Annotated in this window: 16 protein-coding genes; 1 reads left to right on the forward strand and 15 read right to left on the reverse strand. The window is 68.3% G+C overall.

From position 1 onward, the window contains the following. Window positions 1–89 precede the first annotated feature (89 nt). Entirely contained in the window at window positions 90–497 is a 408-nt protein-coding gene (locus AC1M14_RS23020) for a DciA family protein (protein WP_102775408.1), read from the forward strand. Window positions 498–751: 254 nt separating this feature from the next. Here AC1M14_RS23020 and lpxC read toward each other — a convergent pair whose 3' ends face one another. The 15 genes from lpxC to mraZ all read right to left on the reverse strand — a co-directional run bounded on the left by lpxC (window position 752) and on the right by mraZ (window position 19,067). Then, the gene (gene lpxC, locus AC1M14_RS23025) at window positions 752–1,675 is read right to left on the reverse strand and encodes a UDP-3-O-acyl-N-acetylglucosamine deacetylase (RefSeq protein ID WP_102775407.1); all 924 of its coding nucleotides are present in this window, start codon (window positions 1,673–1,675) and stop codon (window positions 752–754) included. A 242-nt stretch (window positions 1,676–1,917) separates the two neighbouring features. Next, on the reverse strand, window positions 1,918–3,099 hold the full coding sequence (gene ftsZ / locus AC1M14_RS23030) for a cell division protein FtsZ (protein WP_102775406.1): 1,182 nt from the start codon (window positions 3,097–3,099) through the stop codon (window positions 1,918–1,920). Window positions 3,100–3,289: 190 nt separating this feature from the next. Continuing rightward, entirely contained in the window at window positions 3,290–4,516 is a 1,227-nt protein-coding gene (ftsA, locus tag AC1M14_RS23035) for a cell division protein FtsA (RefSeq protein WP_102775405.1), read from the reverse strand. A 4-nt stretch (window positions 4,517–4,520) separates the two neighbouring features. Further along, a complete protein-coding gene (locus AC1M14_RS23040; protein WP_102775404.1) occupies window positions 4,521–5,345 on the reverse strand; it encodes a cell division protein FtsQ/DivIB in 825 nt (274 codons plus the stop codon). Between the two features lie 12 nt (window positions 5,346–5,357). Then, window positions 5,358–6,308, reverse strand: coding sequence for a D-alanine--D-alanine ligase (locus AC1M14_RS23045; protein WP_479730528.1), 951 nt, complete (start codon window positions 6,306–6,308; stop codon window positions 5,358–5,360). Continuing rightward, window positions 6,305–7,711: a UDP-N-acetylmuramate--L-alanine ligase gene (gene murC, locus AC1M14_RS23050; RefSeq protein WP_102775402.1), complete on the reverse strand. Its 1,407-nt coding sequence runs from the start codon at window positions 7,709–7,711 to the stop codon at window positions 6,305–6,307. The genes AC1M14_RS23045 and murC overlap by 4 nt, the downstream gene beginning before the upstream one ends. Then, on the reverse strand, window positions 7,708–8,784 hold the full coding sequence (gene murG / locus AC1M14_RS23055; RefSeq protein WP_479730529.1) for an undecaprenyldiphospho-muramoylpentapeptide beta-N-acetylglucosaminyltransferase: 1,077 nt from the start codon (window positions 8,782–8,784) through the stop codon (window positions 7,708–7,710). Before murG ends, murC begins: the two co-directional genes overlap by 4 nt. Beyond that, entirely contained in the window at window positions 8,781–9,974 is a 1,194-nt protein-coding gene (gene ftsW, locus AC1M14_RS23060) for a putative lipid II flippase FtsW (RefSeq protein WP_111826359.1), read from the reverse strand. Before ftsW ends, murG begins: the two co-directional genes overlap by 4 nt. Continuing rightward, a complete protein-coding gene (gene murD, locus AC1M14_RS23065) occupies window positions 9,971–11,503 on the reverse strand; it encodes a UDP-N-acetylmuramoyl-L-alanine--D-glutamate ligase (RefSeq protein WP_479730530.1) in 1,533 nt (510 codons plus the stop codon). Before murD ends, ftsW begins: the two co-directional genes overlap by 4 nt. Then, complete coding sequence (mraY, locus tag AC1M14_RS23070; RefSeq protein WP_102775398.1) at window positions 11,500–12,669, reverse strand: phospho-N-acetylmuramoyl-pentapeptide-transferase; 1,170 nt, start codon at window positions 12,667–12,669, stop codon at window positions 11,500–11,502. The genes murD and mraY overlap by 4 nt, the downstream gene beginning before the upstream one ends. Further along, the gene (gene murF, locus AC1M14_RS23075) at window positions 12,659–15,520 is read right to left on the reverse strand and encodes a bifunctional UDP-N-acetylmuramoyl-L-alanyl-D-glutamate--2,6-diaminopimelate ligase MurE/UDP-N-acetylmuramoyl-tripeptide--D-alanyl-D-alanine ligase MurF (RefSeq protein ID WP_479730531.1); all 2,862 of its coding nucleotides are present in this window, start codon (window positions 15,518–15,520) and stop codon (window positions 12,659–12,661) included. Before murF ends, mraY begins: the two co-directional genes overlap by 11 nt. Next, the gene (locus tag AC1M14_RS23080; protein WP_102775396.1) at window positions 15,517–17,247 is read right to left on the reverse strand and encodes a peptidoglycan D,D-transpeptidase FtsI family protein; all 1,731 of its coding nucleotides are present in this window, start codon (window positions 17,245–17,247) and stop codon (window positions 15,517–15,519) included. The genes murF and AC1M14_RS23080 overlap by 4 nt, the downstream gene beginning before the upstream one ends. After that, complete coding sequence (gene ftsL / locus AC1M14_RS23085) at window positions 17,244–17,534, reverse strand: cell division protein FtsL (RefSeq protein WP_111826356.1); 291 nt, start codon at window positions 17,532–17,534, stop codon at window positions 17,244–17,246. Before ftsL ends, AC1M14_RS23080 begins: the two co-directional genes overlap by 4 nt. Next, window positions 17,534–18,631 carry a 16S rRNA (cytosine(1402)-N(4))-methyltransferase RsmH gene (gene rsmH / locus AC1M14_RS23090; protein ID WP_102775394.1) on the reverse strand — a complete coding sequence of 366 codons (1,098 nt, stop codon included), beginning with the start codon at window positions 18,629–18,631 and terminating at the stop codon, window positions 17,534–17,536. The genes ftsL and rsmH overlap by 1 nt, the downstream gene beginning before the upstream one ends. A gap of 7 nt (window positions 18,632–18,638) precedes the next feature. Continuing rightward, on the reverse strand, window positions 18,639–19,067 hold the full coding sequence (mraZ, locus tag AC1M14_RS23095; protein WP_043542651.1) for a division/cell wall cluster transcriptional repressor MraZ: 429 nt from the start codon (window positions 19,065–19,067) through the stop codon (window positions 18,639–18,641). Window positions 19,068–19,394: the final 327 nt, after the last annotated feature.

The following is a 19,394-nucleotide window of genomic DNA, read 5'->3' on the forward strand; positions in this document are numbered from 1 at the left end:
CCGGCATGAATAGACCCACTTCATACCGCCAACGTTCCAGTTCCAGCCGGCGCGAGGACAATACCGCCCTGGGATGGCTGGGTCATGACATGCGGGGCGCCGGCGTCCTGGCGACCGCCCGCAAGCACTTGCAAATCCAGTACGCGGTGGCGGCGGTTCTGCCCGCCCCGCTGGGCGCCGTCTGCCAGGTGGGCAAGCTGGAAAACCAGTGCCTGCACCTGGTGGTGCCGAGTGCCGCTCATGCGGCCAAGATGCGTCAGCTGGCCCCGCGCATCGCGCGGACTCTGGCCGACCAAGGCTGGAACCTTAACGAAATCGCCGTCAAGGTACAAGCGGGTTTGCCCACGCCCGGCGCCCGCCAGCCCCGCCCCCCGAAGGAAGCGCAACCGCTGGGCGCAACCGCGCTGGGCGCCTTCGAAACGCTGCAAGGCAAGCTGCGTCCCGGACCGCTGGCCGACGCGGTCGCCAAACTGCTCAGGCACCACAAGAGTAGCTGAACCCGCCCCGCTTGTGCGGCCACAGCCGCGCCCCGAAACCAAGCGAAACCAAGTTCTCGGACGGAGCCATACTATGGTTTGCCACCGGTTTACGCCCTAAGCGCGAGAGGATGACGCCCCCCATCGTCCAAGGGGAGCCATCGCATTAAATCGGTGCTACCTAGAGCAAGCCGGGACACCGCCAGATCCGGCTCCGCCGGTCTGCAGGTGTCGCCCCCCTGGGGGGCGCGCGTAAGCGCGTAGGGGGGGAGCCTTCAGGCCAGCTTCCACTCGTGGCGGAACGCCTGGGGCGCCTCCGCCTGCGATTCGTAGCTGATCAGTTCCCAGGCGTCGCGCTGGGCCAGCAGCGCGCGCGCCAGCTGGTTGTTCAGGCCGTGGCCAGACTTGCACGCCACGTAGCGCGCAACCAGGGGCTTGCCCAGCAGGTACAGGTCGCCGATGGCGTCCAGGATCTTGTGCTTGACGAACTCGTCGTCGTAGCGCAGGCCGTCGCTGTTGAGCACGCGGTACTCGTCCATCACGATGGCGTTGTCCAGGCTGCCGCCGCGGGCCAGGCCCATCGAGCGCAGGGCCTCGACCTCGTTGACGAAACCGAAGGTGCGCGCGCGGGCGATCTCACGCACGTAGGAATGGGTGGCGAAATCGATCTCGGCGAAATTGGCCGTGGAGTCGATCGCGGGGTGGCGGAAGTCGATGGAAAACGCGAGCGCGAAGCCTTCGTGCGGCTCCAGGCGCGCCCACTTCTCGTTGCGGCCTTCGCCTTCGCGCACTTCCACGGGCTTGAGCACGCGGATGAACTGCTTGGGCGCGTTCTGTTCGACGATGCCGGCCGAGCGCAGCAGGTAGACGAAGGTCGCCGCGCTGCCGTCCATGATGGGGACTTCTTCCGCGGTCAGGTCGACGTGCAGGTTGTCGATGCCGAGTCCGGCCAGGGCGGACATCAGGTGTTCGACGGTGGAGACGCGGACGTTGCCCTGCTGCAGCACGGACGCCATGCGCGTGTCGCCCACGCCGGACGCCTGGGCAGGCAGGTCCACGACCTCGGGCAGATCGACCCGATGGAAAACGATACCGGTGTTGGGTTGTGCCGGGCGCAAGGTGAGCTCGACCCGCCGTCCGGAGTGGACGCCGACGCCTGTCGTGCGGACGAGATTCTGAATGCTGCGCTGTCGGAACATGAGACTTGGGTGATTTGAGCCAGAAAGCCGGCAAGATAACCAATAGATTGCCGGCGTAACTGACGTATTGTAACGCTGTCCGATCCCTGGCGCCATCAGGCGTCCGGACCGACCTATACCTCCGTCCCCTTATTTATGCCGTGCAAGGGAGACACGGACCGCTCCGCCTCCGGCCCGCCCGAGGGGACAGGCGGGCCGGAGATGAGGGAGTGCGCTTTAGAGCCCGGAATGGGCTCTTTGGTTCAATCCGCCTGCTTGCGCAGGAACGCCGGGATGTCGAAATGATCCATGCCCGAGCTTTCCAGCGCGCGCACCTGGGCCGAAGCCTGGCTGCGCGGGTTGCGCATGACCGAGGGCATGTCCAGGTTGCGGTAGTCGCCTTGACCGGCCGGCATCGCGCCCATGGGCATGTTGTCGGTACCGGTGCGCAGCACCTCGGCGGTGTTCTGCACGAGCTGCGGACGCGATTGCGCACGGCCCAGGCCGGTCGCGACCACGGTCACGCGCAGGGTTTCGCCCATGGACTCGTCGTAGGCGGTGCCGAAGATCACGGTGGCGTCGTCCGAAGCGTAGCTGCGGATCGTTTCCATGATTTCGCGCGTTTCGCGCATCTTCAGCGAGCGGCTGGCGGTGATGTTGACCAGCACGCCGCGCGCGCCGTTCAGATCCACGCCTTCGAGCAGCGGGCAGGCAATGGCCTGCTCGGCGGCGACCCGGGCGCGGTCCGCGCCGGAAGCCGACGCCGTGCCCATCATGGCCTGGCCCTGCTCGCCCATGATCGTCTTGACGTCTTCGAAGTCGACGTTGACGTTGCCTTCGACGTTGATGATTTCGGCGATACCCGCGCAAGCGTTGTGCAGGATGTCGTCGGCCGAACGGAAGCAGTCTTCCTGCGTCGCGTCCTCGTCCATCAGTTCATAGAGGTTCTCGTTGAGCACCACGATGAGCGAATGCACGTGCTTGGCCAGTTCGGCGATGCCGTCCTCGGCCATCTTCAGGCGCTTGTTGCCTTCGAAGGTGAAGGGCTTGGTGACCACGCCCACGGTCAGGATGCCCAGTTCCTTGGCCACTTCGGCCACGACCGGACCGGCGCCGGTGCCGGTGCCGCCGCCCATGCCGGCGGTGATGAAGACCATGTGCGCGCCGTTCAGGGCGGCACGGATCTCTTCGCGCGCGGTTTCGGCCGAGGCACGGCCCTGCTCGGGCTTGGCGCCCGCGCCCAGGCCGGTGCGGCCCAGACGGATCTGCACCGGGGCGTTGGTCGCCGCCAGCGCCTGCGCATCGGTGTTGGCGCAGATGAAATCCACGCCGTGCACGCCGTTGCGAATCATGTGCGCGACGGCATTGCCGCCCGCACCGCCCACACCAACGACCTTGATAACGGTCCCTTTGGTGGTGTTTTCAAGCATCTCAAAGTTCATCATGATGACTCCCTCACAAGTCCGATTTTGCAAATCACAAAAATTCCCCAACAACCTATTTTTTGTGAATCGCCTCAAACACGTCGCCGGCGTCGCCCGCAGCGGGTTTGAAGCGCCTCCCCTCTTCTGGCCCGGCCTGCGATACCGCCAGCCGACCGGACCAAGGAGCAGGCCCCAACCTGCCCCCCTCAACCTAGTTCATGAACCATTCCTTCATGCGCGCCAGCAGGCTCTTGAAGTTGCCGGTCTGGGCGGCGACCTTGCGGCCGCGCACCCGCTGCATGCGCGCTTCCTGCAACAGCCCCATCACCGTCGAGAAGCGCGGATTGCGCATCACGTCGGCCAGGCTGCCTTCGTATTCGGGCACCGCCACGCGCACCGGCTTGAGGAACACGTCCTCGGCCAGCTCGACCATGCCGGGCAATTGCGCCGAGCCGCCGGTCAGCACCACGCCGGAAGCCAGCAGGTCCTCGTAGCCGGAGTCGCGCACCACCTGCTGCACCAGGGTGAACAGTTCTTCGACGCGCGGCTCGATCACCGCGCCCAGCGCCTGGCGCTTGACCTGGCGCGGGCCGCGGTCGCCCAGGCCGGGAACCTCCACGGACTCGTCGGGACTGGCCAGCACCTGCTTGGCCACGCCGTAGCGCAGCTTGATTTCCTCGGCATCGGGCGTGGGCGTGCGCAGCATGGCCGCGATGTCGTTGGTGATCTGGTCGCCGGCGATGGGCAGCACGGCGGTGTGGCGGATCGCGCCGCCGGTGAAGATGGCCACGTCGGTGGTGCCGCCGCCGATGTCCACCAGCACGACGCCCAGCTCCTTTTCGTCGGCCGTCAGCACGGCCAGGCTGGAGGCCAGCGGCTGCAGGATCAGGTCCTGCACTTCCAGGCCGCAGCGGCGCACGCACTTGACGATATTCTGGGCGGCGCTGACCGCGCCCGTCACGATGTGCACGCGCACTTCCAGGCGCAGGCCGCTCATGCCGATGGGCTCGCGGATGTCTTCCTGGCCGTCGACGATGAATTCCTGCGTCAGCACGTGCAGCACCTGCTGGTCGGTCGGGATGTTCACCGCCTTGGCGGTCTCGATGACGCGGGCGACGTCGGTGGCGGTGACTTCCTTGTCCTTCACGGCGACCATGCCGCTGGAATTGAAGCTGCGGATATGGCTGCCGGCAATGCCGGTGTAGACGTCGCGAATCTTGCAATCTGCCATCAGCTCGGCTTCTTCAAGCGCGCGCTGGATGGAATTCACAGTGGTCTCGATATTGACGACCACGCCCTTGCGCATGCCGCGCGACTCGTGCTGGCCGAGGCCCAGCACTTCGAATCGCCCTTCAGGCAAAATTTCAGCCACCACAGCCACCACCTTGCTGGTGCCGATATCGAGGGCGACGATAAGGTCCTTGATGTCACGGGTCATGGCGTTAGCGTTTCTTCGGAGGTTTCGGTGTGGATTTGGTTTTGGTTTCCGACGCCGGCAACGGAGCCAGCGCCAGTGCGAAACCATTGGGATAGCGCAAGTCGGCCTGCGTCACGGTGCGCCCTTCCAGGCGCCCCGCCACGTCGGGCCAGGCTTGCACGAAGCGTTGAATTCGGGCGGCGAAGGGCAAGGCGCCGGGCAGGCCGTGCGGGTCCGGCGCGTCGGCGCCCGGATCGCGGCCCAGGTCCAGCAGCATGCCGTTGGACAGCACCACGCGCCAGGCGTAGCGCGGGCTCAGCTCCAGCTGCTTGACGTGCATGTCCAGCGGGGCGAACCAGCGCGCCAGCTCGGCGTAGCGCTGCACCACCAGCGACTCGGTGCCCTCGGGCCCGACGAACTGCGGCAGCACGACGTCGTCGTCCACCTCGCCCGTGTTGGCCGTGAAGGCCTCGCCCCAGGTGTTGATCATCTGGTTCTCGTTCCACAGCGCCAGCGGCTGCTGCTCCTCGATCCGCACGCGCAGCACGTTGGGCCAGATGCGGCGCACGGTGGCATGCCGCACCCAGGGCACCGATTCGAAGATCTCGCGCGCGTCGTCCAGGTCCACCGTGAAGAAGTTGCCCTTGAAGCGGCCGGCGATCGCGGCTCGCACCGCCCCCGGCGACACGTAGTGCAGCTCGGTGTCCGGCATCGATTCCAGCTCGATGGCCGACAGCGTGAAGTACGGGCGCTGCGCTACCCACACCACGCCCGCGACGAGCATGGCGCAGACCGCCAGCACGGCTAGCGTGTTGGCGATCAGGTTGGTAGTTCGGGCGTCGTTCCACACAGAATGTCCAGGTCAAGCGTTGCGAGCGGGGCTGCGCACTTTGCACGCGGCCTCGGCCAGGATCGCCACGCACAGTTCGGCATAGCTGATGCCCACGGCCTTGGCGGCCATGGGGACGAGTGAATGGCTGGTCATGCCGGGCGAGGTGTTCATTTCGAGCAGCCACGGCCGGTTGTCGCGATCGAGGATGAAGTCCGCGCGGCCCCAGCCTTCGCAGCCCAGCGCCCGGTAGGCCTTGACGGCGATGGCCGCGACTTCCTCGGCGACCTCGGCGGGCAGGGTCGCGGGGCAGAAGTACTGCGTGTCGTCCGAGAAGTACTTGTGCTCGTAGTCGTAGTTGCCGCCGGGCGCGGCGATCTCGATCACCGGCAGCGCGCGCGCCGTCTTGCCCGAACCCAGCACCGCCACGGTCAGCTCGCGGCCGGCGATGAACTGCTCGGCCAGCACCTCGCTGTCGAAGCGCGCGGCCGCGGCATAGGCTTCCTTCATGTCGGAATAGCCCACCACCTTGGTGATGCCGACCGTCGAACCTTCGTGCGGCGGCTTGATGATGAGCGGCAGGTTCAGGCGGTCGGGCACCAGGCGCAGCTCGGTATCGGCGTCCAGCACTTCGAATTCGGGGGTGGGCAGGCCTTGCTGCAGCCACACGCGCTTGGTCATGGTCTTGTCCATGGCCAGCGCGGAAGCCAGCGGACCGCTGCCGGTGTAGGGAATGCCCAGCAGTTCCAAAGCGCCCTGGATGGAGCCGTCCTCGCCGTAGCGGCCGTGCAGCGCGATGAAGACGCGTTCGAACCCTTCGGCCGCCAGTTCGGCCAGGCTGCGTTCGCCGGTGTCGAAAAGGTGCGCGTCCACGCCGGCGCTCAGCAGCGCCTGGTGCACGCCGGCGCCCGACATCAGGGACACCTCGCGCTCGGCGGAGCGTCCGCCGTACAACACGCCCACTTTGCCGAATTGCTTATTCATGCCAGCTCTCCTACCTGGGCGGGGACCTTGCTGATCGAACCCGCTCCCATGACGATCACCACGTCGCCGTCGCGCACGAAGTCCAGCACCGCCTGCGGCAGTTCGGCCACGTCCTCGACGAACAGGGGCTCGACCTTGCCGGCCACGCGCAGCGCGCGCGACAGGGCGCGGCCGTCGGCGGCCACCAGCGGCGGCTCGCCCGCGGCGTAGACCTCGGTCAGCAGCACGGCGTCGGCCGAGCCGAGCACGCGCACGAAATCCTCGAAGCAGTCGCGCGTGCGGGTGTAGCGGTGCGGCTGGAACGCCAGCACGATGCGGCGGTCCGGCCACGCGCCGCGCGCCGCGGCCAGCGTGGCGGCCATTTCCACCGGATGGTGGCCGTAGTCGTCGATCAGCGTGAAGCTGCCGCCGCCGTGGGCGGCGGGCACCGCGAATTCGCCGCTCTGCGTGAAACGGCGGCCGACGCCCTTGAACGAGGCCAGCGCCTCGCGGATGGCTTCGTCGGAGACGCCCAGCTCGGTCGCCACGGCGATCGCCGCCAGCGCGTTGCGCACGTTGTGCAGGCCCGGCAGGTTCAGCTCCACTTCCAGCGGGGGCAGCAGCGTGTCGAGGTGGGTGCGCTGCACGTTGAAGCGCATGCGCGTGCCTTCGGCCTGCACCTCGTAGGCGCGCACCATCGCTTCTTCGGCCAGGCCGTAGGTGGTGATGGGACGCGACACGAACGGCATGATCTCGCGCACGTTGGCGTCGTCCAGGCACAGCACCGCGCTGCCATAGAACGGCAGGCGCTGCGTGAATTCGATGAAGGCGCTTTTGAGGCGCGCCACGTCGTGGCCGTAGGTATCCATGTGATCGGCATCGATATTGGTCACGATGGCCATCACGGGCAACAGGTTCAGGAACGAGGCGTCGGATTCGTCGGCCTCGACCACGATGTAGTCGCCCTGCCCCAGCCGCGCATTGGCGCCGGCGGAATTCAGCCGGCCGCCGATCACGAAGGTGGGGTCCAGGTCGCCGGCGGCCAGGATGCTGGCCACCAGGCTGGTGGTGGTGGTCTTGCCGTGGGTGCCGGCCACCGCGATGCCGCGCTTCAGGCGCATCAGCTCGGCCAGCATGATGGCGCGCGGCACCACCGGGATGCGCGCGGCGCGCGCCGCGATCACTTCGGGGTTGTCGCCGGCCACCGCGGTCGAGGTCACGATGGCGCCGGCGCCGGTGACGTTGCTGGCCACGTGGCCGATGGCGATCTTCACGCCCAGCTCGGCCAGGCGGCGAGTCACGGCCGACTCGTGCAGGTCGGAGCCGCTGATGGTGTAGCCCAGGTTGAGCAGCACTTCGGCAATGCCGCTCATGCCCGAGCCGCCGATGCCTACGAAATGGATATGTTGGATTCTGTGCTTCATGATGCGCGCCCCGCTGCTTGTTCACATGCGTCGGCGATATGCGCCGCCGCCTCGGGGCGCGCATGCGCGCGGGCCCGTTCTGCGACGGCTTGGAGTTCTTGTCGGTTGCGCTGGCCCAGCCACTGCGCCAGCCACTCGGGCGTCAAGGCGGTCTGCGGCTGCAGCCAGGCGGCCTGCGCGTCGCTCAGGAAGCGCGCGTTGGCGGTCTGGTGGTCGTCGATGGCATGCGGGAACGGCACGAACAGCGCCGCCACGCCCGCCGCCGCCACTTCGGACACCGTCATGGCGCCGGCGCGGCAGATCAGCAGGTCGGCCTGGCCCAGCGCGCCCGCCATGTCGTCGATGAAAGCGCGGCAGTCGGCCGCCACGCCCGCCTGGGCGTAGGCCTGCTGCAGCGCGGGCAGATGTTGTTCGCCGGCCTGGTGGACGACTTCCGGCCGCCGGTCCTGCGGCAGCAGCGCCAAGGCCTGCGGCAGCGTGGTGTTCAGCGCCTGGGCGCCCAGGCTGCCGCCCACCACCAGCAGGCGCAGCGCGCCGCTGCGGCCGGCGTAGCGCGCGGCCGGATCGGGCAGCGCGCACAGGTCGGCGCGCACCGGGTTGCCCAGGGCCTCGCCCTTGGACAGCACGCCGGGGAAGCCGCTGAGCACGCGGCGCGCCATGCGGGCCAGCCACTTGTTGGCGGTGCCGGCCACGGCGTTCTGCTCGTGCACCACCAGCGGCGTGCCGCGCAGCGCCGCGATCACGCCGCCGGGAAAGGCCACGTAGCCGCCCATGCCCAGCACCACGTCGGGGCGCACCTCGGACAAGCGCGACCAGGCCTGCGCGAACGCGCGCACCAGCAGGAACGGCAGCTTCAGCAGCGCCGCCGCCCCCTTGCCGCGCACGCCGGCAAAGCGCAGCGGGACCAGCTCGATGCCGCGCGGCGGCACCAGCCGGCCTTCCATCTTGTCGGGATTGCCCAGCCACAGCACGCGCCAGCCGCGCGCGCGCAGCACGTCGGCCACGGCCAGGCCGGGCATGATGTGCCCGCCGGTGCCGCCGGCCATGATGAGGATGGTGCGCGCGGCCGTCATACCCGTCCTCCGCGCATCATGATGCGGTTTTCCACGTCGACCCGTATCAGCATGGCCAGCGCGCACAGGTTCATCACCACGCCGGAACCGCCGTAGCTCATCAGCGGCAGGGTCAGGCCCTTGGTGGGCAGCAGGCCCAGGCACACGCCCATGTTGATGAAGGCCTGCACGCCGATCCACATCGCCACGCCGTGCGCCACCAGGCCCGCGAAAGTGCGTTCCATGGCGATGGCCTGACGGCCGATGTCGAAGCCGCGGTACACGATGATGGCGAACAGGATGATCACCAGCATCACGCCGGCAAAGCCCAGCTCCTCGCCCACCACGGCCATCAGGAAGTCGGTGTGCGCCTCGGGCAGGTAGTGCAGTTTTTCGACGCTGGCGCCCAGGCCCACGCCCAGCCATTCGCCGCGGCCCAGCGCGATCAGCGAATGCGACAGCTGGTAGGCGCTGCCGTAGGCGTTGTCTTCGTTCCAGGGGTCCAGGTAGGCGAACAGGCGCGCGCGGCGCCACGGCGACAGCCAGATGAGCATCAGGAAGGTGCCGACCAGCACCGCCAGCAGGCTGCTGAAGTACTTGCCGTTGATGCCGCCCAGGAACAGGATGCCGATGGCGATGGCCACGATCACCATGAAGGCGCCCAGGTCGGGCTCCAGCAGCAGCAGCATGCCCACGCCGCCCAGCGCGACCGCCATGGGCATGAAGCCGCGCGCGAACGCCTGCATGTGTTCCTGCTTGCGCACCGTATAGTCGGCGGCGTAGAGCAGCGCGGCCAGCTTCATCAGTTCGGAAGGCTGGAAGTTCAGCGGCCCCAGCGGAATCCAGCGGTGCGCGCCGTTGACTTCGCGGCCGATGCCGGGAATCAGCACGGCGACCAGCAGCACGATCGCCACCCCGAACAGCGGCACCGCCAGGCGCTGCCAGACGCGGATGGGGATGGCCAGGACCACGGCCCCGCCGATCAGGCCGGCGGTGACGAACAGGCCGTGGCGGATCACGAAATAGTAGCGGCCATAGGAGGCGTAGCGCGGGCCGTCGGCCAGCGCGATCGACGCCGAATACACCATCAGCAGGCCGAGCAGCAGCAGCGTCGAGGCCGCGATGACCAGCGGCAGATCGAAGTTGCGCATCTTGGTACGGCCGGGCCGTACGGCGTTGACGCTGGCGGTGAGATCGGCGATCAGGCTCATGCGATCTCTCCACGGTCGCGGGCCAGGTCCTCGACCTCTTCCACGAACACCTGCCCGCGATGCGGGTAGTTGCGGAACATGTCCAGGCTGGCGCAGGCCGGCGACAGCAGCACGGCGTCGCCGGGCTGCGCCAGTTCGGCGGCGCCGCGCACGGCATCGCGCAGGGTCTCGACGGTCACGCAGTTCACGCCGGTGGCGGCCAGCACCCGGGCGATCTCGGGCGCGTCCACGCCGATCAGCATCACGGCGCGCGCGTGGCGCGAGACCACCGGAATCAGCGGCGAAAAGTCCTGGCCCTTGCCCTGCCCGCCGGCGATCAGCACCACCTGCTGGCCCAGGCCTTCCAGCGCGGCCACGGTGGCGCCCACGTTGGTGCCCTTGCTGTCGTTGATGTAGTCCACGCCGCCGATGGTGCGCACGAACGCGGCGCGATGCGGCTCGCCCGCGTAGTCGCGCAGCGCGCGCAGCATCGGGCCCCAGCCCAGGTCCAGGCAGCGCGCCAGCTGCAGGGCGGCCAGCGCGTTCAAGGCGTTATGGATGCCACGGATGCGCAGGGCGTCGACCGGCATCAGCCGGCTCATGCGGCCCTTGGCGCGCACCGGCTCGGGCGCGTCCTTCTTGCGGCGCGTGGGCGGCGCGGGTTCGTCGAAATCGTTGGGCTCGCAGGCGGTCAGCCAGGCCACGCCCTGGCCCAGCTCCAGTCCCATGTCGCCGACCAGCTCCGGCATGTCGCGGCCGAATGTGCGCACGTTCATGGCGTCGAGCGCCGGCACCATGTCGATGGTGTACGGATCTTCGCGGTTGACGATGGCCACCCGGGCCATCTTCAGCAGGCGCGCCTTGGCGGCCGCGTAGGCCTGCATATCGCCATGCCAGTCCAGGTGGTCCTGCGTGACGTTCAGCACCACGGCCGCGTCGGCCTTGAGCGAGCGCGTGGTTTCCATCTGGAAGCTCGACAGCTCCAGCACCCAGACCTGCGGCAGCGCATCGGCGTCCAGCGCCGTCATCAGCGCGGCCAGCGCCGCCGGGCTGATGTTGCCCGCGGCCACGACCGACAGGCCGCCGGCCTCGATCAGCTGGCGCGTCAGCGCGGTGACGGTGGTCTTGCCGTTGGTGCCGGTCACGGCCAGCAGGCGCGGACGGTATTCGCGCGTCTCGGCCAGTTCGGCCAGCGCGCGTGCGAACAGTTCGATCTCGCCGACGATCTCGATGCCGCGGGCCTCGGCCTCGCGCAGCAGGTCGGCGGCCGGGGCCTGCGTCGGCGCCAGGCCGGGACTGAGCACCACCTGGTCCACGCCGTCGAGCAGCGCGGTGTCGAAAGACCCGTCGCAGCCCAGGCGGTATTCCACTTCGGCCTGCGCCAGCGCGGCGCGCAGCGAGGCCAGTCCGCCCGGTTCGGCGCGCGTGTCGGCCACGCGCAGGCGGGCGCCCTGGCGGGCGCACCAGCTTGCGGCGGCCGCGCCCGTCTCGCCCAATCCGAGGATCAGGACGAGCGGCGCGCCGTCACGGGAGGTTTCCATCGTATTCATCGCAACTTCAAGGTAGAGAGGCCAATCAGCACCAGCATCATGCTGATGATCCAGAAACGCACGACCACCTGGGTTTCTTTCCAGCCGCCCACTTCGAAGTGATGATGCAGCGGAGCCATGCGGAATATGCGTCGACCTGTTCCATAACGTCGCTTCGTGTACTTGAACCAGGTCACCTGCAGCATCACCGAAAGCGTCTCGACCACGAACACGCCGCCCATGATGAACAGCACGATTTCCTGGCGCACGATCACGGCGATGGTGCCCAGCGCGCCGCCCAGCGCGAGCGCGCCGACGTCGCCCATGAAGACCTGCGCCGGATACGCGTTGAACCACAAAAACGCCAGGCCGGCGCCGCCGATCGCGGCGCACAGCACCATCAGCTCGGCCGCCCCGGGGATGTAGGGAAACAGCAGGTACTTGGAATAGTCGACCCGTCCGACCACGTAGGCGAAGATGCCCAGCGCGCTGCCCACCATGACGGTGGGCATGATGGCCAGGCCGTCCAGGCCGTCGGTCAGGTTCACGGCGTTGCTGGTGCCGACGATGACCGCCCAGGTCAGCGCCACGAAGCCCAGCACGCCCAGCGGATAGCTCACGGTCTTGAAGAACGGCACGATCAGGTCGGCGCGCGTGGGCAGCGACATCGTGAAGCCGCTGCCGACCCAGGCCTTGAACAGCGGCCACAGTTCGGTATTGGCCGGTGCCGACACCGCGAACGCCAGATACACGGCGGCCACCATGCCGATGGTGGCCTGCCAGAAGAACTTCTGCCGCGCCGGCATGCCTTCCGGATCGCGATAGACCACCTTGCGGTAATCGTCCATCCAGCCGATCCAGCCGAAACCAAAGGTCACCAACAACACCACCCACACGAAGCGGTTGGTCCAGTCCGCCCACAGCAAGGTGCTGATGGCGATGGAAATCAGGATCAGCACGCCGCCCATGGTGGGGGTGCCGGTCTTGACCAGGTGCGACTCCGGGCCATAGGAGCGCACGGCCTGGCCGATCTTCATTTCGGTCAGCTTGCGGATCACGCGCGGGCCGGCCACCAGGCCGATCAGCAGCGCCGTCGCGCAGGCCAGCACCGCGCGCATGGTGATGTATTCGAACACCCCCAGCGCGCGCACGTCATCCGAAAGCAAGCGGGCGATTTCAAGCAGCATCGTGCTCTCCCTGCCCCTTGGCCGTCATCCCTTCATTCGTCGAAAAAGCCGTCACTACCCGCTCCATGCGCATAAAGCGCGATCCCTTTACCAATACGCAGGACGGGCGCAAGCCGCGCAACGCGGCAACGACTTCGTCTACCGATGCGCAGGCGTGCGCGCCCACACCGAATGCGGCCGCTGCCGCCCGGCTGGCTTCGCCTAGCGTGATGAGCGCGTCGAGCCCATGCTCGCGCGCGTAATTGCCCACCTCTTCATGCATGGCGGGGCCGTTGTCCCCAACCTCGCCCATGTCGCCCAGGACCAGGACGCGCGTGCCGTCGACGCGCGCCAGCACTTCGATGGCCACGCGAACCGAGTCGGGGTTCGCATTGTAGGTGTCGTCGATGAGCAACGTTCCGTCACTCAATTTTTTGCGCTGCATGCGGCCGGCCACCGGGCTGAAACCCGCCAGCGCGCGCACCGCGGCGTCCAGCGGCGCCCCCGCCGCGATGGCGCTGGCGATGGCCGCCAGCGCATTGCGCAGGTTGTGCAGGCCGGGCACCGGCAACGCCAGGTCGGCCGTGCCGACCGGCGTCACCACGCGGCAGCGCGTGGCGTCGACGTCGGCCAGGATCTGCTCGGCGTACACGTCCAGGCCGGGCTGCAGGCCGAAGCGCAGCACGCGGCGCGGCTCGGCCAGCGCATCCCAGACCGTCGAATACGGCTCGTCGCCCGGATAGACGGCCACGCCGTCGTCGGGCAGCGCGGCGATGGCCGCGCCGTTCTCGTGCGCCACCGCTTCCACGCTGTGCATGAATTCCTGGTGCTCGCGCTGGGCGTTGGTCACCAGCGCCACCGTGGGCGCGGCCAGCGCCGCCAGCTGGGCGATTTCGCCGGGGTGGTTCATGCCCAGCTCGAACACCGCGGCGCGATGGCCGGGACGCAGGCGCAGCAGCGTCAGCGGCACGCCGATGTCGTTGTTCAGGTTGCCGGCGGTGGCCAGGCGGCCTTCCGCGCCGCGCCACTCGGCCAGCATGGCCGAAATCATTTCCTTGGTGGTGGTCTTGCCGTTGCTGCCCGTCACGGCGATGACCGGCAGCGAGAATTGCGCGCGCCAGGCCGCGCCGATGCGCATCAGCGCCACGCGGGTATCGCCCAGCACCAACTGCGGCAGGCGCGCGCCGGCGACCGGATGCGCCACCACGGCCGCGCAGGCGCCGCGCGCCTCGGCCTGGTCCAGGTAATCGTGCGCGTCGAAATTCTCGCCCACCAGCGCCACGAACAGCTCGCCGGCGTCGATGCGCCGCGTGTCGGTGGACACGCCCTTGACCTGCGGCAGCAGCATCGCCAGGCGCGCCCATTCGCGGTCGTCGAACGGCAGCTTCTCGCCGCCGATGTCCTGGTAGGTCTCGTGGCCCTTGCCGGCCAGCAGCACCACGTCCTCGGGCGCCGAGGCCCAGATGGTCTGCATGATGGCGCGCGCGCGATCGACCTGCACCACGGCATGCGCGGACTCGGGAATGCCGGCCAGGATCTGCCGGACGATGTCTTCGGGCGATTCGCGGCGCGGATTGTCGCTGGACACCACCACGTGGTCGGCCAGCTCGGCCGCGATCCGGCCCATCTCGGGACGCTTGCCCGGATCGCGCTCGCCGCCGCAGCCGAACAGGCAGACCAGGCGGCCCGAGCGCGCGGCAGCGACGGCGCGCAGCGCGGACAGCGCCCGCGACAGCGCGTCGGGCGTATGGGCGTAATCCACCACCACCAGCGGGCCGCGGCCGGTGCCGGCCTGGGCGCCGTTCGAGCCCAGCGGCTCCACGGTCTGCAGGCGGCCGTCCACCGGATCGGTGGCGGCCAGCTCGCGGGCGATCTGCGCGAACGGCAGGCCCAGCTGATACAGCACGCCCGCCACCAGCAGCAGATTGGAAACGTTGTGCGCGCCCAGCAGGCGCGTGACGATCTGGGCCTCGCCATGCGGCGACACCAGCGTGAAGATCTGGCCCTGGGCGGTCGCCTGCAGGTCGCGCGCGCGCATCCGGGCAGGGACCTCCGGCGCGTCGCTCAGGCTGTAGCCCATCGCCAGCTCCGCGGGCAGGCTGGCGATCAGGCGCCGGCCGGCCTCGTCGTCCGCGTTGATCACGGCGGCGGTCAGGCCAGGCCACGTGAACAGGCGCGCCTTGGCCGCTTCGTAGCGCTCCATGGTGCCGTGGTAATCGAGATGGTCGCGCGTCAGGTTGGTGTACGCCGCCAACGCCACGCGCACGCCGTCCATGCGGCCCTGCTCGATGCCGATGGACGAGGCCTCCATGGCCACCGCCTTGGCCCCGGCGTCGCGCATGGCGGCCAGGGTGCGGTGCACGGTCAGCACGTCGGGGGTGGTCAGCTCGCCGCCCAGCGTCTGCCCGTCGGGCAGCACCGCGCCCAGCGTGCCGATGGTGCCGCAGGGCTTGTCGTTGCGGCTGAGCGCATGGGCGATCCATTGCACCGAAGACGTCTTGCCGTTGGTGCCCGTCACGGCCACCACCGCCAGCGCGGCCGACGGCCGGCCGTACCAGGTGTCGCCCAGCTCGCCCAGCAGGGCGCGCAGGCCGGTCACCGGCAGCATCTGCGCCTGCCCGGCCGCGGCCTCGACGGCCGCGCTGGCGGGCGCTTCGAACAGGACCGCGCTGGCGCCCAGCGCCAATGCCTTATCTATATAGAGGCGTCCATCGCTGGACAGGCCCGGGCAGGCGACGAACACGTCGCCCGGCTCGATATCGCGGGAGTCCAGCTTGAGGTGCGCGGTCAGCGAGACGCGCGCATGCAACCACGCCACGATCTCGGCGACCGTGGCGGCGGGGGAAGTAGAGAGGAAGCCTTTGGCGCTCATCTGCCTGGCTCCTTGAGACCAGCAACAATTGTGGATTCGAAGGGCGCGTCCGGACGCACCCCCATCAGCCGCAGGCCGCCTCCCACGATCTGGGAGAACACCGGCGCGGCGATCGCGCCGCCGTAATAGCCGCCGACGGTCGGTTCGTCGATGGACACGGCCACGACGATCTTGGGATCGGACACCGGCGCGAAGCCCACGTACGAACTGCGGTAGCGCTGCTTGCTGTACTTGCCATCGACGATCTTGCGCGCGGTGCCGCTCTTGCCGGCCACGCGGTAGCCCTGCACCTGCGCGGCCTTGGTGCCTTCGGGACCGGCGGCGGCCTCGAGCATGCCGCGCACCAGCGCGGTGGTCTTGGGCGTATAGATCTTGACGCTGGTGGGATCGCTGTCGCGCTTGACCAGCGTGAGCGAGACCATGTCGCCGTTGCGCGCGAAGACGGTATAGGCGCGCGCCACCTGCAGCAGCGACACCGACAGGCCGTAGCCGTAGGCCATGGTGGCCTTTTCGATCAGGCGCCAGCGGTCCCAGGGACGCAGGCGGCCGGGCGCGGCGCCGGGGAATCCCACCTGGGGGGCCTGGCCCAGGCCCAGTTCGGTGAAGCGGTCCCACATCTCGCGGGATTCCAGCTTCTCGGAGATCATGGTCATGCCGATATTGCTGGACTTGCGCAGCACGCCGGCCACGTCCAGCGTGCCGTTGCGGCTCACGTCGCTGATCGTGCTGCCCTGGTACTGGAAGCGGCCATTGCCGGTCTCGAACAGGGTCTTGGTGCTGATGCGGCCCAGGTCCAGCGCCAGCGCGGCGGTGAACGGCTTCATGATGGAGCCGGGCTCGAAGGTATCGGTGATCGCCTGGTTGCGCAGGTTGGCGCCGTGGAAGGTTTCGCGCTTGTTGGGATCGAAGGTCGGCACGTTGGCCAGCGCCAGGATCTCGCCGGTATGCACGTCCACGACCACGGCGGTCGCGCCCTTGGCCTGGTGCTTGTCCATGGCGTCTTTCAGGGCCTTGAACACCAGGTACTGCAGGCGGGTGTCGATGGACAGGCGCAGGTCGCGGCCGTCGACCGGCAGGGTCACGGCCTGCACGTCCTCGATGACGCGGCCCAGCCGGTCCTTGATCACGCGGCGGCTGCCCGGGCGGCCGGAGAGCTGCTGGTTGAACGTGAGTTCGACGCCTTCCTGGCCCTGGTCCTCGACGCTGTTGAAGCCCACCACGTGGGCCATCACGTCGCCGTCCGGATAGTAGCGGCGGGTTTCGGGCTGCTGATGTATGCCGGGCAGGCCCAATTGCTTGATCTGGTCGGCCACGTCCATGGCGACCTGGCGCTTCAGGTAGACGAAGTTCTTGTCCTCGTCGACCAGGCGGCGGCGCAGGTCGGCCACCGGCATCTCCAGCAGCTTGGCCAGCGAGTCGAGCTGCGCCGCCGTGGCCTGCTTGGCGTCCTCGGGAATCGCCCAGATGGCGCGCGCCGGCACGCTGGAGGCCAGCACCGCGCCGTTGCGGTCCAGGATCTTGCCGCGCGTGGCGGGCAGGGTCAGCGTGCGCTCGTAGCGGCGCTCGCCCTGCTGCTGCAGGAATTCGGTGGACAGCCCCTGCAGGAACAGGGCGCGGCCGGCCAGCACGACGAACCCGCCGAACAGCAGGATCAGCACCAGGCGCGCGCGCCAGGTGGGCAATTGCCCGCGCAGCACGGGGTTGTCGAAGAAGGGCACCCGCTTCATTGGGCACCTCCGGCGGTGGAGACGGGCGCCTGGTTCAGATAGAGCGTGCGGTCCGGAACGATGGAGATCATCTTCAGGCCCTCACGCGCGATGGCGTCCACCCGCGCGTTGCGGGCGAGTTCGGCGCGCGCCAGCTGCAGGCGCCGCCAGTTGGTTTCCAGGTCGCGCGCCTGGGCCTGATCGCGCCCCAGCTCGATGAAGAGCTGGCGCGACTGATACCGGCTGGTGACCAGGGAAATGGCCGACAGCATCAGCAAAGCCGCAACGATCAGGTTGACGCGACCCATCAGCGGCGCCCTCCCTTGCCGCCGCGCCGCGGCGGCGGAGCCAGATCGCTGCCCGGCAGGGAGCCGATCTTGACGAACGCGGCGCCGCCCTCTGCGGGCAGCGGGGTTTCCGTGCGTTCGGCCACGCGCAGGATGGCGGAGCGGGCGCGCGCGTTGCCCGAGACTTCGTCGTCCTCGGCCACCACGCGGCCCAGGGAACGCAGCACCGGCTGGGGCATTTCGCTTTCACGCAGCGGCAGGCGCGCATGCGCGGCAGCCGGACGAGCCGCCGCCGCGATGCACTGCTTGACCATACGGTCTTCGAGCGAATGAAAGCTGATCACCGCCAATCTCCCCCCCGGAGCCAGCAGGTCTAGAGCTGCCGCGAGGGTGCGCGCGAGCTCTTCGAGTTCCCGATTGATGTAAATCCGTAAAGCTTGAAAGGTGCGTGTGGCCGGATGCTGCCCCTTTTCGCGCGTGCGGACGGCGCCGGCGACGCACTCGGCAAGCTCGAGCGTGGTGCGCAGCGGCCTTGTTGCGCGGCGAGCAGCAATCGCCTTTGCAACCTGAAAAGCAAACCGTTCTTCGCCATAATCCGCTATGACCTCCCGCATCTCATCCACACTGGCTTGCGCCAGCCAATCCGCCACCGTGGGACCACGAGTGGTGTCCATCCGCATGTCGAGCGGGCCGTCTCGCATGAACGAGAAACCGCGCTCGGCATCGTCGATCTGAGGCGACGAAACGCCCAGATCCAGCATCACGCCATCGACCTTGCCGATGCCGCGCTGCTGCAATTCTTCGGCCATGGTGGCGAAGCCGCCATGCACCACGGTGACCCTCGGGTCCGCTGCCGCCAATACATTGGCGACGGCGATCGCCTCCGGGTCCTTGTCGAACACCACCAGCCGCGCGTCCGGGCCGAGACGGCCGAGCAGCTCGCGGCTGTGCCCGCCGCGGCCGAAAGTGCCGTCGACGAAGACGCCGCTTTGCGCCCGCGTAGCCGCAGCCGGCCCGCCTTGCTCTTGCGACCGTGCCGCGCCCTTGCCGCCGAAGCCGGCCAGCAGTAACGCGTCCACCGTCGGCTCCAGCAAGACGGGCCGATGTTCGAATTCCATAACTTTTTCAGAACGAAAACTGATTCAACACATCCGGCATACCCTTGGCCAGGTCCTCAGCCTCGCGGCTGGCCAGGGTAGCGGCGTCCCACAGCTCGAAGTGCGCGCCCAATCCGAGCAGCATCACATCGCGCGTCATACCGGAAGCGTTGCGCAGTTCAGGCGCGATCAGGACCCGGCCCGAGCCGTCCAGTTCCACGTCCTGAGCGTTGCCCAGCAACAGCCGCTGCAACGCGCGGGCCGACATGGGAAACGCGGCGATCTGCTCGCGCTTCTTTTCCCACTCGGGCCGCGGGTAGACCAGCAGACAGCCGTCGGGGTGGCGAGTCAGGGTCAGCCGGCCATCGGCCTGCGACATGAGCGCGTCACGATGCCGGGTCGGAATCGAGATCCGTCCCTTGGCATCCAGCGTGAGCGCGCTGCTTCCCTGAAACACCACTTTTACCCCACTTAATTGCACAATTTCCTACTATTTCCCACTCTACGGTATGGGAAAGGGGCGGTCAAGGGAGAGGTTGCAATTTTTTCAATCACAACAAGGACTTAGGCCAATATGTAAATCCGCAAAAACAAAAACCTCCCAATAAATCAGGAGGTTGCGGCACTATCTAAAAGTCCTTCTTCAGAAGTAGCGGCTAACAATGGCTTTGCATTGTTTTACGATCGGTCCTTCGCTCCTATTGGCGAGGCTTCCCACCGCCTGCGGCGTCCGGGGCCGCCCGAAAAATGGCGCAGCCCGGTCCGCCCGGCGCCGGGACGGCCG

It is taken from the genome of Achromobacter sp. SX5, from assembly GCF_056711425.1.

Coding starts and splice junctions, on each gene's coding strand:
- lpxC (WP_102775407.1), bottom strand. CDS start 1,675: ATGTTCCGACAGCGCAGCATTCAGAATCTCGTCCGCACGACAGGCGTC.
- ftsL (WP_111826356.1), bottom strand. CDS start 17,534: ATGGGTCGCGTCAACCTGATCGTTGCGGCTTTGCTGATGCTGTCGGCC.
- AC1M14_RS23080 (WP_102775396.1), bottom strand. CDS start 17,247: ATGAAGCGGGTGCCCTTCTTCGACAACCCCGTGCTGCGCGGGCAATTG.
- murF (WP_479730531.1), bottom strand. CDS start 15,520: ATGAGCGCCAAAGGCTTCCTCTCTACTTCCCCCGCCGCCACGGTCGCC.
- mraY (WP_102775398.1), bottom strand. CDS start 12,669: ATGCTGCTTGAAATCGCCCGCTTGCTTTCGGATGACGTGCGCGCGCTG.
- AC1M14_RS23020 (WP_102775408.1), top strand. CDS start 90: ATGCGGGGCGCCGGCGTCCTGGCGACCGCCCGCAAGCACTTGCAAATC.
- ftsZ (WP_102775406.1), bottom strand. CDS start 3,099: ATGATGAACTTTGAGATGCTTGAAAACACCACCAAAGGGACCGTTATC.
- murG (WP_479730529.1), bottom strand. CDS start 8,784: ATGACGGCCGCGCGCACCATCCTCATCATGGCCGGCGGCACCGGCGGG.
- murC (WP_102775402.1), bottom strand. CDS start 7,711: ATGAAGCACAGAATCCAACATATCCATTTCGTAGGCATCGGCGGCTCG.
- ftsW (WP_111826359.1), bottom strand. CDS start 9,974: ATGAGCCTGATCGCCGATCTCACCGCCAGCGTCAACGCCGTACGGCCC.
- murD (WP_479730530.1), bottom strand. CDS start 11,503: ATGAATACGATGGAAACCTCCCGTGACGGCGCGCCGCTCGTCCTGATC.
- rsmH (WP_102775394.1), bottom strand. CDS start 18,631: ATGGAATTCGAACATCGGCCCGTCTTGCTGGAGCCGACGGTGGACGCG.
- AC1M14_RS23045 (WP_479730528.1), bottom strand. CDS start 6,308: ATGAATAAGCAATTCGGCAAAGTGGGCGTGTTGTACGGCGGACGCTCC.
- ftsA (WP_102775405.1), bottom strand. CDS start 4,516: ATGACCCGTGACATCAAGGACCTTATCGTCGCCCTCGATATCGGCACC.